We start from the raw sequence: 19,908 nt of genomic DNA, 5'->3' as shown, positions 1-19,908 counted from the left end.
GAACAATTCCTTTCGGGTCAGGAGACAGAGGCGCACGAACGCTTGCGAGCGATCAGCTCTGCATCGCATTTCGGGCAGAATTTGTGCTCGCCGGCGATATAGCCGTGCTTGGGGCAGATCGAGAACGTCGGGGTAACGGTGACATAGGGGAGACGGAAGTTCTCCAGCGCACGGCGAACCAGCTTCTTGCACGCCTCGGCCGAAGAAATCCGTTCACCCATATAAAGGTGCAGGACGGTGCCGCCGGTATATTTGCGCTGCAATTCATCCTGACGCTCCAGCGCCTCGAACGGATCGTCGGTGAAGCCGACCGGAAGCTGGCTCGAATTGGTGTAATAGGGCTGATCCGGCGTTCCGGCCTGGAGAATATCTGGATAGCGCTTCCGATCCTCACGGGCGAAACGGTAAGTGGTGCCTTCGGCCGGAGTCGCCTCCAGATTATAAAGGTGGCCGGTCTCTTCCTGGATCGCCACGATCCGGGCGCGAACGTGATCGAGGAAACGCACCGCGAAGGCATGACCCCAGGGTGTCGAAATATCCTCGTGATCGGCGGTAAAGTTGCGGATCAACTCGTTGATACCGTTGACGCCAATCGTCGAGAAATGGTTGCGAAGCGTGCCGAGATAACGCCGCGTATAGGGGAACAGGCCGTCATCCATGTGACGCTGAATCACCTTGCGCTTGATCTCCAGGCTGTTGCGGGCAATGTCCAACAGCGTATCGAGGCGGGCGAACAGCCCCTCTTCGTCGCCACGATGGGTAAAGCCCAGACGGGCGCAATTGATCGTCACCACGCCGACTGAACCGGTCTGCTCGGCACTGCCGAACAGGCCGTTGCCGCGCTTCAGAAGTTCGGTCAGATCGAGCTGGAGGCGGCAGCACATCGAACGGATCATGTGCGGCTTCAGCTCGGAATTGAGGAAGTTCTGGAAATACGGCAATCCGTATTTCGCGGTCATCTCGAACAGACGGCCCGCATTCTCGGATTCCCACGGAAAGTCGGGGGTGATGTTGTAAGTCGGGATCGGGAACGTAAACACCCGACCCAGAGCATCGCCCTTGGTCATGACCTCCATATAGGCGCGATTGATCATGTCCATCTCAACCTGGAGATCGCCATAGGTAAACGGCATCTCCTGGTCACCAATCACTGGACTCTGGTCCTTCAGATCCTCGGGACAGGTCCAATCGAAAGTCAGGTTGGTGAACGGAGTCTGAGTCCCCCAACGCGAGGGAACATTAAGATTATAGACCAATTCCTGGATGCACTGGCGCACATCGGCATAAGACAGCGAATCGGCTCGGATAAAAGCGGCCATATAGGTGTCGAAAGAGCTGAACGCCTGAGCACCGGCCCATTCGTTCTGAAGCGTGCCGAGAAAGTTGACGATCTGGCCAACCGCGCTTGACATATGCTTGGGTGGGCCGGCCTCGACCTTGCCCGGAACGCCATTAAGCCCCTCGGTCAGCAAGGTGCGCAGCGACCAGCCAGCACAATAGCCCGCCAGCATATCAAGATCGTGGATATGGATATCGCCTTCGCGGTGGGCGGTGCCAATTTCGGGCGGATAGACGTGGGACAACCAGTAATTGGCCACCACCTTGCCCGAGACGTTAAGAATCAGCCCACCCAGCGAATAGCCTTGATTGGCGTTGGCGTTGACTCTCCAGTCGGCGCGATCGAGATACTCATTGATCGAAGATTCGACATCGACGACCGTTTTCCTATCCTTGCGCAGACGCGCCCGCTGCTCGCGGTAAACGATATAGGCGCGCGCCGTCGCGAAATGATTGGCCGAGATCAGCACCTGCTCGACCACATCCTGAAGCTGCTCGATATGCGGTGACTGATCGGCAAAACGATGCTCGACCACCTTCGCCACCTGGATGGTCAGAAGATATGCTTCGCTCGGATCGAACTCGGCGGTCGCCTTGCCGGCGCGTTCGATCGCGGAACGGATCTTTTCGAGATCGAACGGCACATCAAGGCCGTTGCGCTTGACGACAGAACGTGGCGACACAACGGGAAACGTGGACCCGGACATAAGCGGATTCCTTAGGCAGAACAGGGCGGAAGGGGGGAGGAATAACCCCGGCGATCACGGACCCACAACGGTCGGGTACAGTCGAAAGCCGTGCTGTCATCCTATATGTAGATGATCAACACGGCTTTTACGCTACATAGGGTAGTTCACCCGCACCCAGAAAGTCAAGTCCGATTCACCGAACCCACACCGGACGACACTGCGGGAGAGTCCCTCCGGCTTTTCCCTGTTTCCATGCGAACGAACATGGTATAGACACTGTTTCCCGACGGGGTGACCCTGCGCGCGTGTGTGAAGAATCGTGCGTGCGCGGTGGTTGTTTTAAACGTATGCGGGCGTGGTGGAACTGGTAGACACACTGGATTTAGGTTCCAGCGGCGCAAGCCATGGGGGTTCAAGTCCCTTCGCCCGCACCAGCGTGCCCCTGAAGAGCTCCGCGACGGGCGCTCGCCGGACGGGCAGTCGCGACCCGTGATCCGCGCCGGGGCCACCGGATGCAACCCACTCGACTCGATTGGCGATAGACTGATGCAGGTAACCGAGATCAATTCCGACGGCCTAAGACGTGATTTCAAGGTCGTTGTTCCCGCCTCCCACCTCGATCAACGGATGCAGGACAAGCTGACCCAGTTGGCCGGCACCATCAGCCTCCCCGGTTTCCGTCCGGGCAAGGTTCCGCTGGCGATTGTCCGTAAGAAGTATTCTTCTTCGGTGTTGGGCGAGATTCTGGAAGCTGCCGTCAACGACGCCATCGGCAAGGCGGTCGAGAGCAGTGGCTTGCGTCCGGCCGCCCAGCCCAAGGTCGAGATCACCTCGTTCGCCGAGGGCACCGACCTTGAATTCGACCTCGCCATCGAGGTAATGCCGGAAATCACCCTGGTGGACTTTGCCACCATCAGCCTCGTGCGTGACAAGGCGATCATCGCCGATGCCGAGATCGACACGGTCCTGGCCGGTGTCGCCGAGCGCAACGGCACGACCGAAGCCGTCGAACGCGCCGCCGCCGCTGGCGATGTCGTTGTTATCGACTTCCTCGGCAAGCTGAACGGCGAACCCTTCCCCGGTGGCGCGGCCGAGCGTTATTCGCTGAAGCTTGGCTCCAATACCTTTATCCCCGGCTTCGAAGACCAGTTGATCGGCCTGTCCGCCGGCGACACCAAGGTCATCGACGTCACTTTCCCCGAAGGTTACGGCAACGAATCGTTGTCGGGACAGCCCGCCACCTTCGACATCACCGTGCACGAAGTTCAGGCGAGCAAGCCCGCCGAGATCGATGACGAACTGGCCAAGGCCGTCGGGATGGAAAGCCTCGACGCCCTGAAGGAGGCGATCCGCGCCGAAGTTGGCCGCGATCTCACCACCGCCTCACGCCTGAAGGTAAAGCGCGCCCTGCTCGACGCCCTTGCCGCCAGCCACGATTTCCCGGTTCCCGTCTCGATGGTCGAATCGGAGTTCGAGGCGATCTGGAAGCAGCTTGAGGAAGGCCGCAAGGCCGGTCAGGTCGATCCGGCCGACGAAGGCAAGTCCGACGACGAACTGAAGGCCGAATATCGCACCCTGTCCGAACGCCGCGTTCGTCTGGGCCTGCTGCTGGCCGAAGTTGGCCGGGTCAATGCCGTCACCGTGAGCCAGGACGACATCAACCGCGCCATCCTCAACGAAGCCCGCGCCTATCCGGGTCAGGAGCACCTTGTTCTTCAGTACTACCAGAAGAACAAGGACGCGATTGAATCGTTGCGTGCGCCCGTCTACGAGGAAAAAGTCGTCGACTTCATCCTTGAGAAGGCATCGGTCACCGATCGCGAAGTCGCGGCGGAAGATTTGCGCCGCGAGCATGCCGAGGCCGAGGGAACCGCGACCGACGAGGCCACTTCGTCCGAATCCGGCGATGAAGAAGAAAGCCCCAAGCCGAAAAAGCGTGCACCGCGCAAGAAGTCGGCGGAATAATATGGCTTGCGGTCGGGTCGGCACCGTCGACTCGACCGCATTCCGCTCAAGACCGCTCAGGTTGGACCGTTTCCGGCCAGAGAGCGAACCGCAGAAGGATGGACCATGCGCGAGAGAGACCCTATCGACCTCTACATGAATACGCTGGTGCCCATGGTGGTCGAACAGACCAATCGCGGCGAGCGTTCCTACGACATCTATTCTCGCCTGCTGAAGGAACGCATTGTTTTCCTGACCGGCCAGGTTCATGACGAAGTCGCTTGCCTGATCTGCGCGCAATTCCTGTTCCTGGAATCGGAAAATCCGACCAAGGATATCGCTTTCTACATCAACTCGCCGGGTGGGGTCGTTACCTCTGGCTTGGCGATCTACGACACCATGCAGTACATCCGCCCGGCGGTATCTACCGTCTGTATTGGTCAGGCTGCATCAATGGGGTCGCTGCTGCTGACGGCGGGAGCAAAGGGCAAGCGCCTTTCTCTACCCAATTCCCGGATCATGGTCCACCAGCCTTCTGGCGGCGCCCAGGGACAGGCGACCGATATTGAAATTCAGGCCCGTGAGATCCTTGCGCTTCGCGCTCGTCTCAACAATATCTATGTAGACCACACTGGCCAGCCTTTGGAGGTGATCGAGCGGGTAATGGAGCGCGACAAATTCATGACTGCCGATGAAGCCCGTGAGTTTGGCTTGATCGACGATGTCGTAAATAAGCGCTCTTTACCCGAGGGAGACGGCGCCTCCACCTGATCCCACCCCTCCCCTCTCGCGGCCGCGGCGGCCCGCCCTCCCCACCTATTGGGGGAAAGTCAGATATTGTCATTGTCTGGTCGGGTCGGCTGCGGCTAACATACGTTACGCGGATGCGGGGGGTAGACCCAATGGAGCTTCGATGACCAAGTCCACCAGCGGCGAATCAAAAAGCACTCTTTATTGCTCCTTCTGCGGCAAGAGCCAGCATGAAGTGAGAAAGCTGATCGCCGGGCCCACCGTGTTCATCTGCGACGAATGCGTCGAGTTGTGCATGGACATCATCCGCGAAGAGCACAAGACCCATCTTGTCCGCTCCAGCGACGGTGTGCCGACGCCGAAGGATATTCGTGCCGTCCTTGATGACTATGTCATCGGCCAGGACCACGCCAAAAAGGTGTTGTCCGTCGCCGTCCATAATCACTACAAGCGATTGCAGCACGGGGCCAAAAGCAACGAGGTCGAGCTTGCCAAGTCCAACATCCTGCTGATCGGCCCGACCGGTTGCGGCAAGACGTTGTTGGCTCAGACCTTGGCCCGTATCCTCGACGTGCCATTCACGATGGCCGACGCCACCACCCTGACAGAGGCCGGCTACGTCGGCGAGGATGTTGAAAACATCATCCTCAAGCTGTTGCAGGCGGCCGAGTATAATGTCGAACGCGCCCAGCGCGGCATCGTCTATATCGACGAGGTTGATAAGATCAGCCGCAAGTCCGACAATCCGTCGATTACCCGCGACGTCTCGGGCGAAGGCGTACAGCAGGCGCTGTTGAAGATCATGGAAGGAACGGTTGCTTCGGTTCCGCCCCAGGGCGGACGAAAGCATCCCCAGCAGGAATTCCTTCAGGTCGATACCACCAACATCTTGTTCATCTGCGGCGGTGCTTTCGCCGGGTTGGAAAAGATCATTGGTAGCCGGGGCAAGGGCACTTCGATTGGCTTTGGTGCCGAGGTGCGCGGCCCGGATGAGCGCCGCACGGGCGAAATCCTACGCGAGGTCGAACCCGAGGACTTGCTGAAATTCGGTCTGATTCCCGAATTCGTCGGCCGTCTCCCGGTTCTGGCAACACTCGAGGATCTCGACGTCAGCGCCCTGATCGAAATTCTGTCCAAGCCGAAGAACGCCTTGGTCAAACAATATCAGCGCCTGTTCGAGATGGAGGACGTTCGTCTGTCCTTCAACGAGGATGCGTTGCGCTCGATCTCGGAAAAGGCAATTCAGCGCAAGACTGGCGCGCGCGGGCTGCGCTCGATCATGGAAAGCATTCTGCTCGATACCATGTTCGATCTGCCCGGCCTTGAGGCTGTCGATGAAGTGGTGGTCAACAAGGAAGTCGTCGAGGGTCGCGCTCACCCCCTCTACATCTATTCCGAACGGCGCGAGGATATCGGCACCTCCGCTTAAAAGAGCCAATCCGGTGGCGGAAGGGACGAAATCGTCCCTTCCCGTCGCGGTAAGTATCGCGACGCCGATGTCCACCACCCCTTGACGAGAGTCGCTCTCATCACAATCTTTTGTCATAGGTAGTCACATCGCCCCCGTCGGCTCCCCGATGTACGGAGCCGCAGACCTTACGAGGCAGAATGGTCGAAGCCCCCCATGACGACATCTTCCCGGTTCTTCCGCTCCGGGACATCGTCGTCTTTCCGCACATGATCGTCCCCCTGTTCGTCGGCCGCGACAAATCGGTCCGCGCACTGGAAGACGTGATGCGCGAGGACAAGCAGATCTTACTGGTGGCACAAAAGAACGCCGCCCAGGACGATCCCACCACCGACGACATCTATGCTGTTGGAACCGTTTCGACGGTTCTGCAATTGCTCAAATTGCCCGATGGAACCGTCAAAGTTCTGGTCGAAGGCGGTCGTCGCGCCCAGATCACCGGGTTCACTGAAAACGAATCCTTCTTCCAGGCTCATGCCGAATCGATCGTTGAGAGAACCGGAAACCAGCAAGAACTGGAAGCGCTGTCGCGCTCGGTGGTCGCACAGTTCGAGCAGTACATCAAACTCAACAAGAAAATCCCCCCCGAGGTTCTGGTCTCGATCAACCAGATCGAAGACGCGGCAAAGCTGGCCGATACTGTCGCCTCGCATCTCGCCCTCAAAATCGCCGACAAGCAGGAATTGCTTGAAATCGAAGTTGTCTCCGAGCGTCTGGAGCGGGTCTATTCCTACATGGAGGGCGAAATCGGCGTCCTTCAGGTGGAAAAGAAGATCCGTAACCGCGTCAAACGCCAGATGGAGAAAACTCAGCGCGAGTACTATCTGAACGAGCAGATGAAGGCGATCCAGAAGGAGCTGGGTGAGACCGAAGACGGCAAAGATGAAATCGCCGAAATCGAAGAGCGGATTGCTAAGACGAAGCTGACGACCGAGGCGCGCGAAAAGGCGCTGGCCGAGTTGAAAAAGCTGAAGTCAATGAGTCCGATGTCGGCCGAGGCCACCGTCGTCCGTAACTATCTCGACTGGATGCTGACGATTCCGTGGAAGAAGCGCAGCAAGGTCAAGAAAGACGTTGCGCTGGCCGAGAAGGTTCTGAATGCCGACCATTACGGCCTTGAAAAGGTCAAGGAACGTATTCTCGAATATCTCTCGGTGCAGATCCGCACCGATAAAGTCAGAGGCCCGATCCTGTGCCTCGTTGGCCCGCCCGGCGTCGGCAAAACCTCGCTGGGCAAGTCGATCGCCCATGCCACCGGCCGCAATTTTGTGCGTATGAGCCTGGGCGGTGTGCGTGACGAAGCCGAGGTTCGTGGCCATCGTCGCACCTATATCGGTTCGATGCCGGGTAAAATCATTCAAGGGATGAAGAAGGCCAAGTCGTCCAACCCGCTGTTCCTGCTTGACGAAATCGACAAGCTGGGCGCGGATTGGCGCGGAGATCCCGCCTCTGCCCTGCTTGAAGTTCTCGACCCCGAGCAGAATGCCAGCTTCAACGACCATTACCTTGAGGTCGATTATGACCTCTCCGACGTGATGTTCGTCACTACCGCCAACACGATGCGGATGCCGCAGCCTCTGCTCGACCGAATGGAAATCATCCGCCTCTCGGGCTATACCGAGGACGAAAAGGTTGAGATCGCTAAGAGGCATTTGCTTGGAAAGGTTGTTAAGGCCGCTGGTCTGCGGCCGGGCGAATGGTCGATCAGCGATGAATCGCTGCGCCACATCGTGCGCTATTACACGCGTGAAGCTGGCGTGCGCAACATGGAGCGTGAGTTGGCTAATCTTGCCCGAAAGGCGGTCAAAGAGATCGTCTCGAAGGGCAAGGACAAGGTTAACGTCACACCCCGTAATCTTGAAAAATATGCCGGTATCCGCCGCTATCATTTTGGCGAGGTCGAAGACACCGATCTGGTCGGCGTCGTCACCGGATTGGCTTGGACCGAAGTCGGCGGCGAATTGCTGACGATCGAAGCCGTCAGCATGCCGGGCAAGGGGACCTTTGCTCACACCGGAAAATTGGGCGACGTAATGCAGGAATCGGTGCAGGCCGCCCGCTCCTACGTCCGCTCGCGCTCGGTCAGCCTGGGCATCAAGCCGACCGCGTTCGAGAAGCGCGACATCCACGTCCACGTTCCCGAAGGCGCCACCCCCAAGGATGGGCCTTCGGCTGGTGTCGCGATGTGCACTGCGATCGTCTCGGTCCTGACTGGTATTGCGGTACGCCGCGATGTTGCGATGACCGGCGAAATCACCCTGCGCGGTCGTGTTTTGCCTATCGGCGGCCTCAAGGAGAAGCTGCTGGCGGCACTTCGTGGCGGGATCAAGACTGTCTTGATCCCCAAGGACAATGAGAAGGATCTCGCCGAGATTCCCGACAATGTCAAAAAGGGTCTGACTATTCTGCCCGTCGCCACCGCCGACGAAGTGCTGAAACATGCTCTGGTGCGGATGCCGGCGGCGATCGAGTGGGACGAGACCGAAGGGGCGACACCTGCGAAAGTCGCGGCAGAGGGCGATACCGCCGCCGTGGGGGGTGTCCTGACCCATTGAACGAATGACCAGCCTCCCGTCAAGTCTGTTCGGCGGGAGGCTGGTCGAATCGTTTGAAGTGCGTCATGCCGCTTTGCCGGTTGACGCTCTCAAAGAGCCTGAATACACTGCGTGATCCTGTCCGTAGGGCGGCCGGAATGGCTGTTTTTTCTGTAAATTTATGGGGGCAATCTTGTCGAACAAGAACGATCTGGTGGCGGCCGTGGCCGAATCGACCGGCCTGTCCAAGACCGAAGCGGCCACCGCCGTCGATGCCGTTTTTCAGGCGATCTCGAACGCTTTGAAGGAAGGCGATGAAGTCCGGCTGGTTGGCTTCGGCACTTTCGCGGTGACTGACCGTGCGGCGTCGGAGGGGCGGAACCCCCGTACCGGCGAGAAAATTTCTATTCCGGCTTCCAAGTTGCCGAAGTTTAAGGCTGGCAAGGGTCTGAAGGACGCGATCCAGTAAAGCCCCCGTTATTGTTGTTTTTACCGGTCCTTTAGGACCGGCTTTTGGGCGGTTAGCTCAGTTGGAAGAGCATCTCGTTTACACCGAGAGGGTCGGCGGTTCGAACCCGTCACCGCCCACCATTTGATGGCAACACGGATTTTATATTTTCCGGGTCATCACCCTCCCCCGTTTGCACTTATTCAACTTGGTCGAATTGAAGTCCGAATTTTCGGAGTTCCTCCCAAGGCCATTTGTCTGTCCGCGCAAATAAGCCGCACCGCGCAGCCAATGCGCTGGTGGTCCCCGTCACCGATGGCGCTCTCTGGTGACGGGGATGGCGCTGTTTACGACGCACACCCACTCAGACGCCCCTCTATCGAAAGATCTCACTCAAAAGATCGAGTGATCGCACGCTTTCATTCTTTATTTTGGCGTCTTCCCGGGACGGGTCAGTGCCGCTCCCGGCCACACACGAGGCCGAGCGGCCGCATATTGTGGTGGCGTGGGGATCTCGACTCCCAAAGTCTCTGCGGCATGCCATGCCCACCGTGGGTCATCGAGGAAGCCGCGTCCGATTGCGATCAGGTCGGCATCGCCAGCCTGCAATGCCGCCTCGGCATCGGTACCGGTGGCAATCAGTCCAACGGCGCGGGTGACAAGGTCGGTCTCGGCCCGGATGCGACGAGCGAAGGGAAGCTGGTATCCCGGCCCGACCGGAACCTTGGCATGGGGGGCCAACCCGCCAGTCGAGACGCAGACGTAATCGACTCCAGCGTCTCGGAATGCCTGGGCATAGATCACCGCCTCATCGATATCCCACCCACCTTCAACCCAGTCGGTAGCGCTGATGCGGATACCAAGCGGCTTATCCGCAGGCCAGGCCTTACGCAACGCAGCCACCACTTCGAGCGGAAAGCGCATCCGGTTATCGAGCGATCCACCGTAACAATCTGTGCGCCGGTTGGTCAGCGGAGAAAGAAACTGGTGCAGCAGATAGCCATGAGCCGAATGCAGCTCGATCGCATCAAATCCGGCACGCAACGCGCGCCGAGCCGCTTCGACGAAGCCCTGCTTTACCCCGTCCAGATCGCCGGGCGTTGCCGCCTTGGGCGCAGGCCAATCTGGACCGAAAGGCAAATCCGAAGCGGACAAGGTTGGCCAACCGTCCGAGGCCGGGCCGCCCCCCTCCCACGACCGCGCTGCGGCAGCCTTGCGCCCGGCATGGGCAAGCTGTAGCGCAACCGCGCCGCTACTAAGGGCTTTCAACGACGACACCAATCGGGTCAGCGCCGCTTCGCTGGCATCGTCGTACAGGCCCAGGCAGTACGCAGAAATCCTGCCCTCTGGGACGATTCCTGTGGCTTCGATCGTCACCATTCCCGGTCCCGAAGCCGCCAGCGCGCCATAATGCTGAAAGTGCCAGTCCTGCGCTTGCCCGTCATGGGCGCTGTACTGACACATCGGGGCAACGCCAATGCGGTTGGGCAGGGTCAGCCCACGCAGGGTCAATGGCTGGAACAGAATCGGTTGACTCATACTATCCTCGCTCAATCTCCAGAGTGATTGAAATGATACCGATCTGTCTCATTTGAGGCAAGCCCCGGATTATTCGCGCCGCTTGCTCCCCGCCATGAGCAGTGTGAAGCCCACCGCAGCCGATAACAGCGATCCGCCCAGCACACCAAGGCGGACTGGAACGTCGTAGGCAACATCTTCGAAAGCCAGGGTGCCGATGAACAGGCTCATGGTAAAACCAATCCCGGTCAGGATGGCCATCGCGTAAAGCTGACGCAAGTTGGCCCCGGCCGGAAGAGTGCCGATTTTCAGGGCAAGTCCAAGACCGATCGCCAGCATGATCCCGGCCTGTTTGCCGAGGAACAGGCCCAACGCAACCCCCAGCGTTACCGGATGGGACAGGACCGCCGCATCGGCATCGGTCAGCGGCACACCTGCATTGGCGAAGGCAAACAGCGGTAGGATGGCGAAGGTTACCCAAGGATGCAGTCCGTGCTCGAGTCGCAACAGCGGTGGCGCTTTGATCGAGGCGGCGGGTTGGCGCAACGGAATTGTCAGCCCCAGCGCGACACCTGCCAGTGTGGCGTGAATTCCGGATTCCAGCACGAAGAACCACAACAGAAGTCCCAGCCCCAGATAAGGCGCAAGGCGGGTTACACCGGCTTGGTTCATCGCCACCAATCCGATCAGAGTGGCGAGAGCGAGGGCAAGAAACATCAGAGAAATCTGGTCGGTATAGAACAGGGCGATGATAACGATCGCCCCCAGGTCATCGATGATCGCGAGGGCGAGCAGAAAGATTCGCAGCGAGGGCGGCGCTCGTCGTCCGGCCAGAGCCAGTACGCCAACGGCAAAGGCAATGTCGGTAGCTGACGAGATCGCCCACCCCCGCATCATCACCGGATCACCCCACGTGAACCCAAGATAGACCAACGCCGGAACCGCCATCCCCCCTAGCGCGGCGAGAATGGGGAGGGCCGCGCGGCGCAGACTGGACAGTTCGCCCTGGATTGCCTCGCGCTTGATCTCCAGCCCGACCAGCAGGAAGAACACCGCCATCAGCCCGTCATTGATCCAATGCAGAGCGCTCTTTGACAGATTGATTCCACTAAACTGAACGCCGAGTGGCAGGTGCAGCAGTGCTTGATATCCCGATTGTGCCGGGGAATTGGCCAGAATCAGAGCTACCGTAGCGGATGCAACCAAAAAGAAACCACCAGCAACTTCAAGACGCAGAAAATTACGGATCGCCGAAAGGGACATCGGTGCTCCTTATCTATTGAACTTCAGCTGCGCGCATCGAGACGATGAGAAGAAAATATAACTATTTGCTAGATGTTCCAAGCGCTTGCGGGGTGTTGGTAGAGTTGGATTGCTGCACTTCCAGCGAAGCAAACAGCAAAATGACGACAAGGAGGGCGAGCAGCCAGAGCGATTCATTCTTCATGTCCGCATCCTTTTCAGTTCGGGTGCCGTTCTGAACGGACCATAGCATCGCCCGGCAAGAGGGCAAAACCATTCAGGGAATCAGCATTTTCGATTTCTTTCATTCTCAATCCAGACGCACATGTCCGCAAAGGACTTTACAAGTCCAGGATATAAGAGACCCCATGTTCTGCGCATAATTTAATCGCTATTACCGCCGACACTATGACGAAAATACAGACGTTACGGGATTAATCGTAAATTCGATATGTAGAAAGACTTCCTAACGGAGGTTGCTTTCCTTTATTATTAATGTCACGGTTGACTCTCATATTTTTTTTGCTAGCATCCGACATCGTAATTATCGTTTGGTTCATTTATGGAGAACGTTCATGAAGCTCAGCGCTCGCAATGCCCTCAACGGTAAAGTCATTGAGATCGTCAAGGGGCAGATCGTCGCGAAAGTAAAGGTTGATGTCAGCGGTCAGACTGTGACCTCGGTGATTTCGAACGAAGCCGTTGACGATCTTGCCCTCAAAATCGGTGACGACGTCCAGGCGATCATCAAATCGTCGGAAGTCATCATCGCCAAGTAGGCAGCCCTGACATCGCTGTCAAGAAAAGCCCCCGGAAATCCGGGGGCTTTTTATTCGGCAATATTTCACCAGAAATGCTTAAATTAACTTTCGTCATGAAATTAAGGGGCTTAGAGCGAATTTCGATCTGGCTGGGTCAGGCCAAAATCCGCGACCAGCCCGCGCTGGCACACTTACTTTTATACGCCCTGCCTTACGATCGCTTGGCCGCCCAGGGTCTCGCCCCCTCTTCTCCAACCGGAATAAAAGGCACCCCTGGACGTTAAACGTGGCGAAATCCGCTTGGCTCCCAGGCGGGGGCGGGGCACGATGTGTGCCCCCCTACCCCCACATGCCGGTCCTGATGAAAAAAGAAACTCGTCTCCTCCACGCTGGGCGTAATCCCGAACGCTATCACGGCGCTGTCAACGTTCCGGTCTTCCGCGCCTCGACAATCCTGCTGCCCTCGGTCGCGGCAATGGAATCCGGTGGCCGGTCGCTCTTCGAAGGCGTCCGCTACGGCCGCTTTGGCACTCCCACCACCTTCGCGCTTGAAGAAGCCGTGGCGGAACTGGAAGGCGGAGTCCGCACCGTTGCCACCTCGTCCGGGTTGGCAGCGATCTCCGGGGCACTCATGGCTTTTCTGAAATCCGGCGACCATCTGCTGATGACGGATTCCGCCTATGCCCCCACCCGGAAGTTCTGCGACGAAATCCTGGCCGGATTGGGGATCGAAACCACCTACTACGATCCTCTGATCGGCAGCGATATTGCCCAATTGATGCGCCCGAACACACGGGTGGTGTTCACCGAAAGTCCCGGCTCACTGACCTTTGAAGTCCAGGACATCCCCGCTATCGCCACCGCCGCCCATGAAGGCGGCGCGATCGTGATGATCGACAACACCTGGGGCGTTCTGAATTTCCAACCGTTCGAGAAGGGAGCCGACATTTCGATCCAAGCGGCGACCAAATACATCGTCGGGCATGCCGACGCGATGCTTGGCACCATCACCACCGCCAGCGAAGCGCTATGGCTGAAGGTCAAGAGTTCGGTCGCCGCTTTCGGCCACAGCCCCGGCACCGAGGAGATGTATCTCGGCCTGCGAGGTCTGCGCACCCTACCAGTACGTCTGGCACAGCACGAAGCCTCGGCTTTAACCCTGACCCGCTGGCTGGAAAAGCGCCCGGAAGTCGAACGGGTGCTTTACCCGGCGCTGGAATCTGATCCCGGCCATGCGATCTGGAAGCGTGATTTCCGTGGAGCCTGCGGACTGTTCGGGCTGATTCTTAAACCGGCAAGCAAGGCTGCTGTCGATGCCATGCTCGACGGTTACCATCATTTCAAACTTGGTTTTTCCTGGGGCGGATTCGAAAGTTTGGTGATCCCAACCGGCGGCCATTCGATCCACCGCACCGCCACGCAATGGCGGCCGACCGGCCCCTCCTTGCGCTTCCACGCTGGCTTGGAAGCAGTGGAAGACCTGATCGACGATCTGGAGCACGGCTTCCAGCGATTGGCCGACCACAGTTGATCCAAAGACTGAAAACAAGGGGTTGAAGTATCGCTTCAACCCCTTGTTTTTTAATTAATCGTCCGTGAATAACCTGTCGCCCCGGCGCGATATCGACCCAGGGCGACAGGAAAAAATCGATCCTCACGCTCTACTTACGGCTCAGACGCCAATCCGCCAAGTACGGGAGAGCCATCAGCAGCACCATCGCCGCCCAGGTCACCATCTCCTGGTTAATCCACATCCCCCGCAACAACAGGGGAATCTGATCGGCAAAGGTCGGATGCGAAACGACGAAATCATCGCCCCGCGCCAGCGCCACGGCCTCGGACAGCAGAGAGGCCAACGCAGCAAGCCCCAACCCGATCGTCATCGCCCGTGCAGGTCCGAACCCGCCGTCACTGGTCCCTCCGAACAGACGTCCGACAGCGAACGCATTGCGCCAGTCAAGGCGCAACACCAGCATCCGAGCCAGACCATAGGCGGTGACTCCCAGGCACGGCACCAGGAACTCTAGGTTGGGGATGTCGCGGTAGCGGCCATGGATCAGCAAAAGTGTCGAGGCGATGATCGCCGCGATGGCATAGAACGGCACCAGACGCTCGGCCCAACGGTCGGCGACGGGAGCGGCTCCCTCGACAAAGCTCAACGCGGCGGCACGAACCAGCAGGAAGCCTAAGACTGCCTGGAGACCCGTCCGAACCCAGGCCCACACCTCGTCGGTCAGATCGAAAGCGATCGCCTGGGCATTGACGCCCTGCCACACCACCAGCCCAGCCAGAACTTGGGCCAAAATCGCAACAGCCAGACCCGCACCGAAACGATAGCGGGAAGAGCCGCGCAGCAGAAATGCCAACCCGATCACAGTCCCAAGCGCAGCAGCTCCGGCGGCATGACGCGGCCAGAATGGGCTAGGCTCGACCGGACCGGACATTGCAAACTTGACCCGTCGGTTGGAATCGACCACGCCCCAATTGGCGCCGACAGTGCCTTCCATCCGAGCTTTCCACGGCTGATCAAACGCCTCAACGACGTTGTAATCAAAGCCGTTTTCTTTCGACACCTGGGCTAGAGTGCGAATGAAACGGGCACCGTTCTCCATGTTGGCGACCGCCGGTCCACGCGAACGGCCACGAGTTGGCCATCCCGCCTCTCCAATCAGGATCGGTTTGCCCGGAAAAGCTTCGGCCATTCGGCGATAGATATCGACGATATGCTTGGCACTCCCCTCAACCCCAATCGGCTCATCTTCCCAATAGGGCAGGATGTGGATAGTGATGAAATCGACTTCTTTCGCGACCTGAGGGTATTTCAGCCAGAACGCCCAAACGTCTGCATAAGAAACCGGCTGCGACACCCGTGACTTAACAGTGCGTATGTGAGAAATCAGCTCATCGACTGGAAGATCTTGGCGCAGCAGAACCTCGTTGCCAACGATCACCCGCTTGATACTATTGGGATACGTGTTGGCAGCAGCGATCAGCGCTTCAACCTCGCGGCGGTTGACGCTTGGTTTCTCACCCAACCAAGCGGAATGGATCACCTCCATCCCCAGTTCCTCGGCCAATTTCGGCACCACCTCCATCCCTTCGAGGCTGGTATAGGTGCGGACACCCCGAGTTACTCCGGCAAGACTGCGCAGGTCTTCAGCAACCTGCTCCGGCGGCGGATAATCCTGGGTCAAGGGGCTTTGGCCACGCCGGAACGGCGCGAACGAAACCGAAGGGAACGGTTCGGCGAACGAAAGTTCGACCGGAACCGGACGATTGAACCACCACCAGCCGGCGACCTGAAGGCCAGCCAGCATGGCGACGATGACAAGGGCAAGGATACGGTTCATGGCAATCCCGGTTCGGGGGTTGACGGGCCGTCCCTGTCTAAGCGCCACCACCGCCGCCGTCAATTGCGGTGGCGGTGGTGAGGTGTGGTTCTATCCGACAGTCTTATCGTCTTCGGGGGTCAAAATGCCGGTTGAGACGACCATCTTGAGAGCATCTTCGACACTCATCGAAAGAACCCGCACCGAACGGCGCGGCACGAACAACAGAAAGCCAGAGGTCGGATTGGGCGTCGTGGGAACGAAGACGTTGACCATCTCCTCCTCGAAGCAATCCCGGACCTCGCCGCTGGTCGTTCCAGTGATAAAGGCCAACGTCCACAGACCGGGACGAGGGTATTCGAGCAAGACCACTTCACGGAAAGCCTCGGCTTTTTGCGCAAGAACGGTATGAACCACCTGCTTTATCGCCGAATAAATGCTGCGTATCACCGGCATCCGTCCGAGCAGAGCCTCGGAAATGGCCAACACCAGCCTCCCAGCGATGTTGGCGGTCAGAGCACCGACCACGGTCAGACCGATTAGCGCCAGAAGTACACCGAAACCGGGAAGATAATGTGATATCGATCCCCATGACGAGGGGAACAGCGACGAAACCTGGGTATCGATAAAGCTGATGACCGCCCAGACGATATAGACAGTGAGAGAAATCGGTGCCGCCACCAACAACCCGGCAAGGAAGTTGGCGCGCAGGCGCGCGACCAATCCAGAGGAAGAGGTGGACGTGCCCGGCCTGTTCGCTGCGGGATCGGGTTGGGGACTCATCGCTTGAAATCACCAAGATAGCGGGGCAAATCTTCAAATGCGAATGCCCCTGTAGCGGCGATAAAGGAACTCTCGTGTCTCAATTCCATTTCCCCCCGGTGGAAAGCGTCTGCCGATGAATGGATGCTCCCTGCCCCTTCAGAATAAGCCTTACCCATCGGCAGAACTATAGGCGAGAAGCGGCGGCGGCTCTATGATGAAGCTGTGATTCCGTCCTACCTGCGAAAGATCTGCCTTGACCGTCCTTCCCCCGGCTCCCCGTTCCGATATCGTTGAGCTGCTGGAACAGCTTGTCGCGTTCGACACAACCAGCCGCAACAGCAATCTCGCCCTGATCAACATGGCGGCGGAGTTACTGTCCGGGGTGGGAGCCAAGACTCGACTGACCTGGAATGACAGCAGGACCAAAGCCAATCTTTTCGCCACGCTGGGGCCAGACGACCGCCCCGGCATCGTTCTGTCAGGGCACAGCGATGTCGTGCCGGTCGATGGACAGGACTGGAGCAGCGATCCGTTCCGGCTTGATCGCCGCGACGGACGCCTGTACGGCCGGGGCACCGCCGATATGAAGGGCTTCCTGGCCGCAGCTCTCGCCTTTGCTCCCGATTTTGCCGCCCGACCGCTGGCGATGCCGGTTCATTTCGCCTTGTCCTACGACGAAGAGATTGGTTGTATCGGCGTTCGGCGCATGCTCGACGATCTCGCAGAACTGGAAGTACAACCCCGCCTCTGCATCGTCGGCGAACCGACCGAAATGACCCTGGTTAACGGGCACAAGGGCAAAAAGAGCGTTCGCTGCCAGGTTCTTGGCCACGAATGCCATTCCGCCCTCAATCACCAGGGCGTCAATGCGGTCGAGATTGCCGCCGAAATCGTGGCACGGCTTCGGGCGATGCAACGCCGTCTGCGCGAGACGGGGCCGTTCGAGGTCGGCTACCACCCGCCTTACACCACCGTTCACACTGGGGTGATCAAGGGGGGCACAGCTCTTAATATCGTTCCCGGAGAATGCTGTTTCGAATTCGAGATTCGCAACCTCCCCCGCCATGATCCAGAACTGCTAATGGCGGAAATCCGGAGTTGGGCACAGGAACTGATTCCCGAGATGCTGGCCGTGTCGGACCATGCCGGGATCATCCTCAACGAGAACAACACAACAGCTGGCCTCGATATGGACCCAGCCGACCCGGCGGTGCGATTGGCGCTGTCGCTGGCGGGTGGTATCGATACCGCTTTCCTCGCCTATACAACCGAGGCGGGTCTGTTCCAGAAAAGCGGCATTCCGGCAGTCGTCTGCGGTCCCGGCAATATCGAGCAGGCCCACAAAGCCGACGAGTTTGTCAGCCTGGAGCAACTTGCCCACTGCGAATCGTTTCTGGGCCGCCTGCTCGATTACGTCACGACACCAGAATCTGGGCGGTTTTAACCGCGCTTCAGATGCTTGTGGACGGCTTGTCGGCTGATTCCGAGTTCCTGGCCTATTCGGGCCAGCGACCAATCGGGATTCTCTGCCTTGAGACGCAGGATACGGGCATGGCTTCCGCCTTCGGAGCTCCGTAGCATCGCCCCCGCCAGACTGGTCAGATCGTCGAGCAAAGTCCGATAGCCGCTGCCGTCGTCGCCTCCACGTTCGACCCAATATTCAAGGCGGGCGATCAGATCGGCCGGGCCTGTCGCCGAAAGATCACAGCGCCACATCCGCTCGACCAACCAATGCCGGGCGGCGCAGGCGGTCGGGAGGCCGGCCGGTCCCGGACCGGTCCCAATCAGATCGAGATCACGTTTCCTCTGTTCCCACTGAAGGCATTCGTCGCGGGCCGCGACAATATTTGATGGAGGAGGAAGCGCCGTAGCGACCAGGGTGCGCAACGATTCAGGTGGTTCGTGCCATGGCAAATTCCAGCCGGACAGAGGTGCCTGGGGATCGTCTTCGTCACCAGGATCGGCCAGAGACCGCCCCGCCGCGATCAGCCTTGCTTCGGAAGAGGTCGCAGTCCGCGCCGTGGCCTCGTCGCCATAGCGGGCGATGACCGCCGCTCGATCCGCCTCACGCTTTTCTAGCTTCTCGCGACGGTGCCGTGCGGCACGAATCAAACAGCCGGGATCGGTCGCTTCCTCGCGCAAACGCAATGATCGCAGAGCGGATTCAACTGTGCCGGGCGAATCGGTCTCGATCTTGTGAGCCAACGCCTCGAAGCCAGCGGTATAACCGCCCCAAACGGCATGACACAGCGATTGCGCGGCGGTGAGAGCAGTATCTTGCGCCGCCGCGTCCTCGGACTCGTAGCGATCGAACAATCGGTCGAGCAATGACAGGGCTTCAGCCTCGCGTTCTCGACTCGCATTGTTACCGGAATCGTCAGCCATCGTCGCACCGTTCCAAAGCCTCGTTTTTTGACTCTGCGAGACACCCCTCCCACAGTCAACCTTAGCATTGACGTTCAGTTCGGCTGTACCCAGGGATAGGGCTGGCTTATGATAGTCCCCTCCGGGGACAAAAGGGGCGAGTTGAATGCGGTCGTCGGAACAGGTCGAAAGCAGAGCGATCCACATCCTTCTCTCCGCCCGTGCCGTGGCGGAGGATATGGAACAGTTTCGCCACCACCTTACCGTACCCGACTTACCGCCCGCCGTGACCGATCTGTTGACTGAGGAGTTGGAGGATGCCACCTCGCGCCTCAGCAATCTGATTTCATTGGCCATCGCCGAGATCAATCATTCCTCGGACTCGAAATTCAGGAATCATTTCGACGCTCTGCTGACCGAAGTGCGAGGACGCTGGGTTCGACTTCATCTTAAGAAGATCGCGGCGCGACTGGCCTACATCGATCGTCAGGCGACCGACACGTTGTCGTCTGGAATTTATCGACTGGGGCTGGCGCGGCGATTGGAGGCGGCCTACAGCGAAGTACGCACCACTCTGGTGGCAATGGGGGCGCTCGACACTCCGGGTCTGGAGAGCACCGTCCTCAACGACGTGCAGGATAAGATCACAGCTCTGGCCGAACTTGAAAACACAACCTTCCGTCTTCTCGATCTCGATAGAGAATCGGGGCGGCAAAGAGAGCAATTCATAGCAGGGTAGGTCCGACAGGTATACCCTG

16 protein-coding genes and 2 tRNA genes are annotated in these 19,908 nt (G+C 58.8%); 11 read left to right on the top strand and 7 right to left on the bottom strand.

What is annotated here, in order from left to right:
- Window positions 1-17: 17 nt before the first annotated feature.
- On the bottom strand, window positions 18-2,045 hold the full coding sequence (locus tag PHAMO_RS16475; protein ID WP_002731012.1) for a ribonucleoside triphosphate reductase: 2,028 nt from the start codon (window positions 2,043-2,045) through the stop codon (window positions 18-20).
- Between the two features lie 331 nt (window positions 2,046-2,376).
- On the opposite strand from PHAMO_RS16475, the gene PHAMO_RS16470 reads away from it, so the two are divergent.
- The 7 genes from PHAMO_RS16470 (at window position 2,377) to PHAMO_RS16440 (ending at window position 9,314) form a co-directional block, all read left to right on the top strand.
- A tRNA-Leu gene (locus tag PHAMO_RS16470) sits at window positions 2,377-2,461 on the top strand.
- Between the two features lie 112 nt (window positions 2,462-2,573).
- On the top strand, window positions 2,574-3,992 hold the full coding sequence (gene tig, locus PHAMO_RS16465; RefSeq protein WP_040567743.1) for a trigger factor: 1,419 nt from the start codon (window positions 2,574-2,576) through the stop codon (window positions 3,990-3,992).
- A gap of 105 nt (window positions 3,993-4,097) precedes the next feature.
- Window positions 4,098-4,742 carry an ATP-dependent Clp endopeptidase proteolytic subunit ClpP gene (gene clpP / locus PHAMO_RS16460; RefSeq protein WP_002731010.1) on the top strand — a complete coding sequence of 215 codons (645 nt, stop codon included), beginning with the start codon at window positions 4,098-4,100 and terminating at the stop codon, window positions 4,740-4,742.
- A 142-nt stretch (window positions 4,743-4,884) separates the two neighbouring features.
- Entirely contained in the window at window positions 4,885-6,150 is a 1,266-nt protein-coding gene (clpX, locus tag PHAMO_RS16455; RefSeq protein WP_002731009.1) for an ATP-dependent Clp protease ATP-binding subunit ClpX, read from the top strand.
- Between the two features lie 179 nt (window positions 6,151-6,329).
- Complete coding sequence (lon, locus tag PHAMO_RS16450) at window positions 6,330-8,744, top strand: endopeptidase La (protein ID WP_002731008.1); 2,415 nt, start codon at window positions 6,330-6,332, stop codon at window positions 8,742-8,744.
- A gap of 160 nt (window positions 8,745-8,904) precedes the next feature.
- On the top strand, window positions 8,905-9,192 hold the full coding sequence (locus PHAMO_RS16445; protein WP_002731007.1) for an HU family DNA-binding protein: 288 nt from the start codon (window positions 8,905-8,907) through the stop codon (window positions 9,190-9,192).
- 46 nt (window positions 9,193-9,238) lie between these two features.
- Window positions 9,239-9,314 (top strand) — tRNA-Val (locus tag PHAMO_RS16440).
- A gap of 283 nt (window positions 9,315-9,597) precedes the next feature.
- Here the strand turns inward: PHAMO_RS16440 and PHAMO_RS16435 are convergent.
- From PHAMO_RS16435 to PHAMO_RS20250, 3 genes are all read right to left on the bottom strand, one after another.
- The gene (locus PHAMO_RS16435; RefSeq protein ID WP_002731006.1) at window positions 9,598-10,710 is read right to left on the bottom strand and encodes an NADH:flavin oxidoreductase/NADH oxidase; all 1,113 of its coding nucleotides are present in this window, start codon (window positions 10,708-10,710) and stop codon (window positions 9,598-9,600) included.
- A gap of 69 nt (window positions 10,711-10,779) precedes the next feature.
- On the bottom strand, window positions 10,780-11,952 hold the full coding sequence (gene nhaA, locus PHAMO_RS16430; protein WP_002731004.1) for a Na+/H+ antiporter NhaA: 1,173 nt from the start codon (window positions 11,950-11,952) through the stop codon (window positions 10,780-10,782).
- Window positions 11,953-12,013: 61 nt separating this feature from the next.
- The gene (locus tag PHAMO_RS20250) at window positions 12,014-12,136 is read right to left on the bottom strand and encodes a hypothetical protein (RefSeq protein ID WP_002731003.1); all 123 of its coding nucleotides are present in this window, start codon (window positions 12,134-12,136) and stop codon (window positions 12,014-12,016) included.
- A gap of 370 nt (window positions 12,137-12,506) precedes the next feature.
- Here PHAMO_RS20250 and PHAMO_RS16425 point away from each other — a divergent pair, with 370 nt between their 5' ends.
- Both PHAMO_RS16425 and metC read left to right on the top strand, forming a co-directional pair.
- The gene (locus tag PHAMO_RS16425; RefSeq protein WP_002731001.1) at window positions 12,507-12,710 is read left to right on the top strand and encodes a TOBE domain-containing protein; all 204 of its coding nucleotides are present in this window, start codon (window positions 12,507-12,509) and stop codon (window positions 12,708-12,710) included.
- Between the two features lie 343 nt (window positions 12,711-13,053).
- On the top strand, window positions 13,054-14,223 hold the full coding sequence (gene metC, locus PHAMO_RS16420) for a cystathionine beta-lyase (protein ID WP_040567742.1): 1,170 nt from the start codon (window positions 13,054-13,056) through the stop codon (window positions 14,221-14,223).
- Window positions 14,224-14,353: 130 nt separating this feature from the next.
- Here the strand turns inward: metC and PHAMO_RS16415 are convergent, their stop codons facing one another.
- A complete protein-coding gene (locus PHAMO_RS16415) occupies window positions 14,354-16,042 on the bottom strand; it encodes a glycoside hydrolase family 17 protein (protein WP_002730996.1) in 1,689 nt (562 codons plus the stop codon).
- A gap of 90 nt (window positions 16,043-16,132) precedes the next feature.
- Window positions 16,133-16,804, bottom strand: a complete 672-nt coding sequence (locus tag PHAMO_RS16410; protein ID WP_002730994.1) for a DUF502 domain-containing protein — start codon at window positions 16,802-16,804, stop codon at window positions 16,133-16,135.
- Window positions 16,805-17,039: 235 nt separating this feature from the next.
- Between PHAMO_RS16410 and argE the strand changes: the two genes are divergently transcribed.
- Window positions 17,040-18,230, top strand: coding sequence for an acetylornithine deacetylase (gene argE / locus PHAMO_RS16405; protein ID WP_002730993.1), 1,191 nt, complete (start codon window positions 17,040-17,042; stop codon window positions 18,228-18,230).
- Here argE and PHAMO_RS16400 read toward each other — a convergent pair.
- Window positions 18,227-19,171 carry a helix-turn-helix domain-containing protein gene (locus tag PHAMO_RS16400; RefSeq protein WP_040567703.1) on the bottom strand — a complete coding sequence of 315 codons (945 nt, stop codon included), beginning with the start codon at window positions 19,169-19,171 and terminating at the stop codon, window positions 18,227-18,229. The genes argE and PHAMO_RS16400 overlap by 4 nt on opposite strands.
- Window positions 19,172-19,316: 145 nt before the next feature.
- Between PHAMO_RS16400 and PHAMO_RS16395 the strand changes: the two genes are divergently transcribed.
- Window positions 19,317-19,889 carry a hypothetical protein gene (locus tag PHAMO_RS16395; RefSeq protein ID WP_002730990.1) on the top strand — a complete coding sequence of 191 codons (573 nt, stop codon included), beginning with the start codon at window positions 19,317-19,319 and terminating at the stop codon, window positions 19,887-19,889.
- Window positions 19,890-19,908: the final 19 nt, after the last annotated feature.

Origin of the sequence: Magnetospirillum molischianum DSM 120 (genome assembly GCF_000294655.1) — a bacterium.
In the GTDB taxonomy this organism is placed as follows: domain Bacteria; phylum Pseudomonadota; class Alphaproteobacteria; order Rhodospirillales; family Magnetospirillaceae; genus Phaeospirillum; species Phaeospirillum molischianum.
The sequence above is the reverse complement of the archived record's forward strand: the minus strand, read 5'-3'. Positions and strand labels throughout refer to the sequence as shown.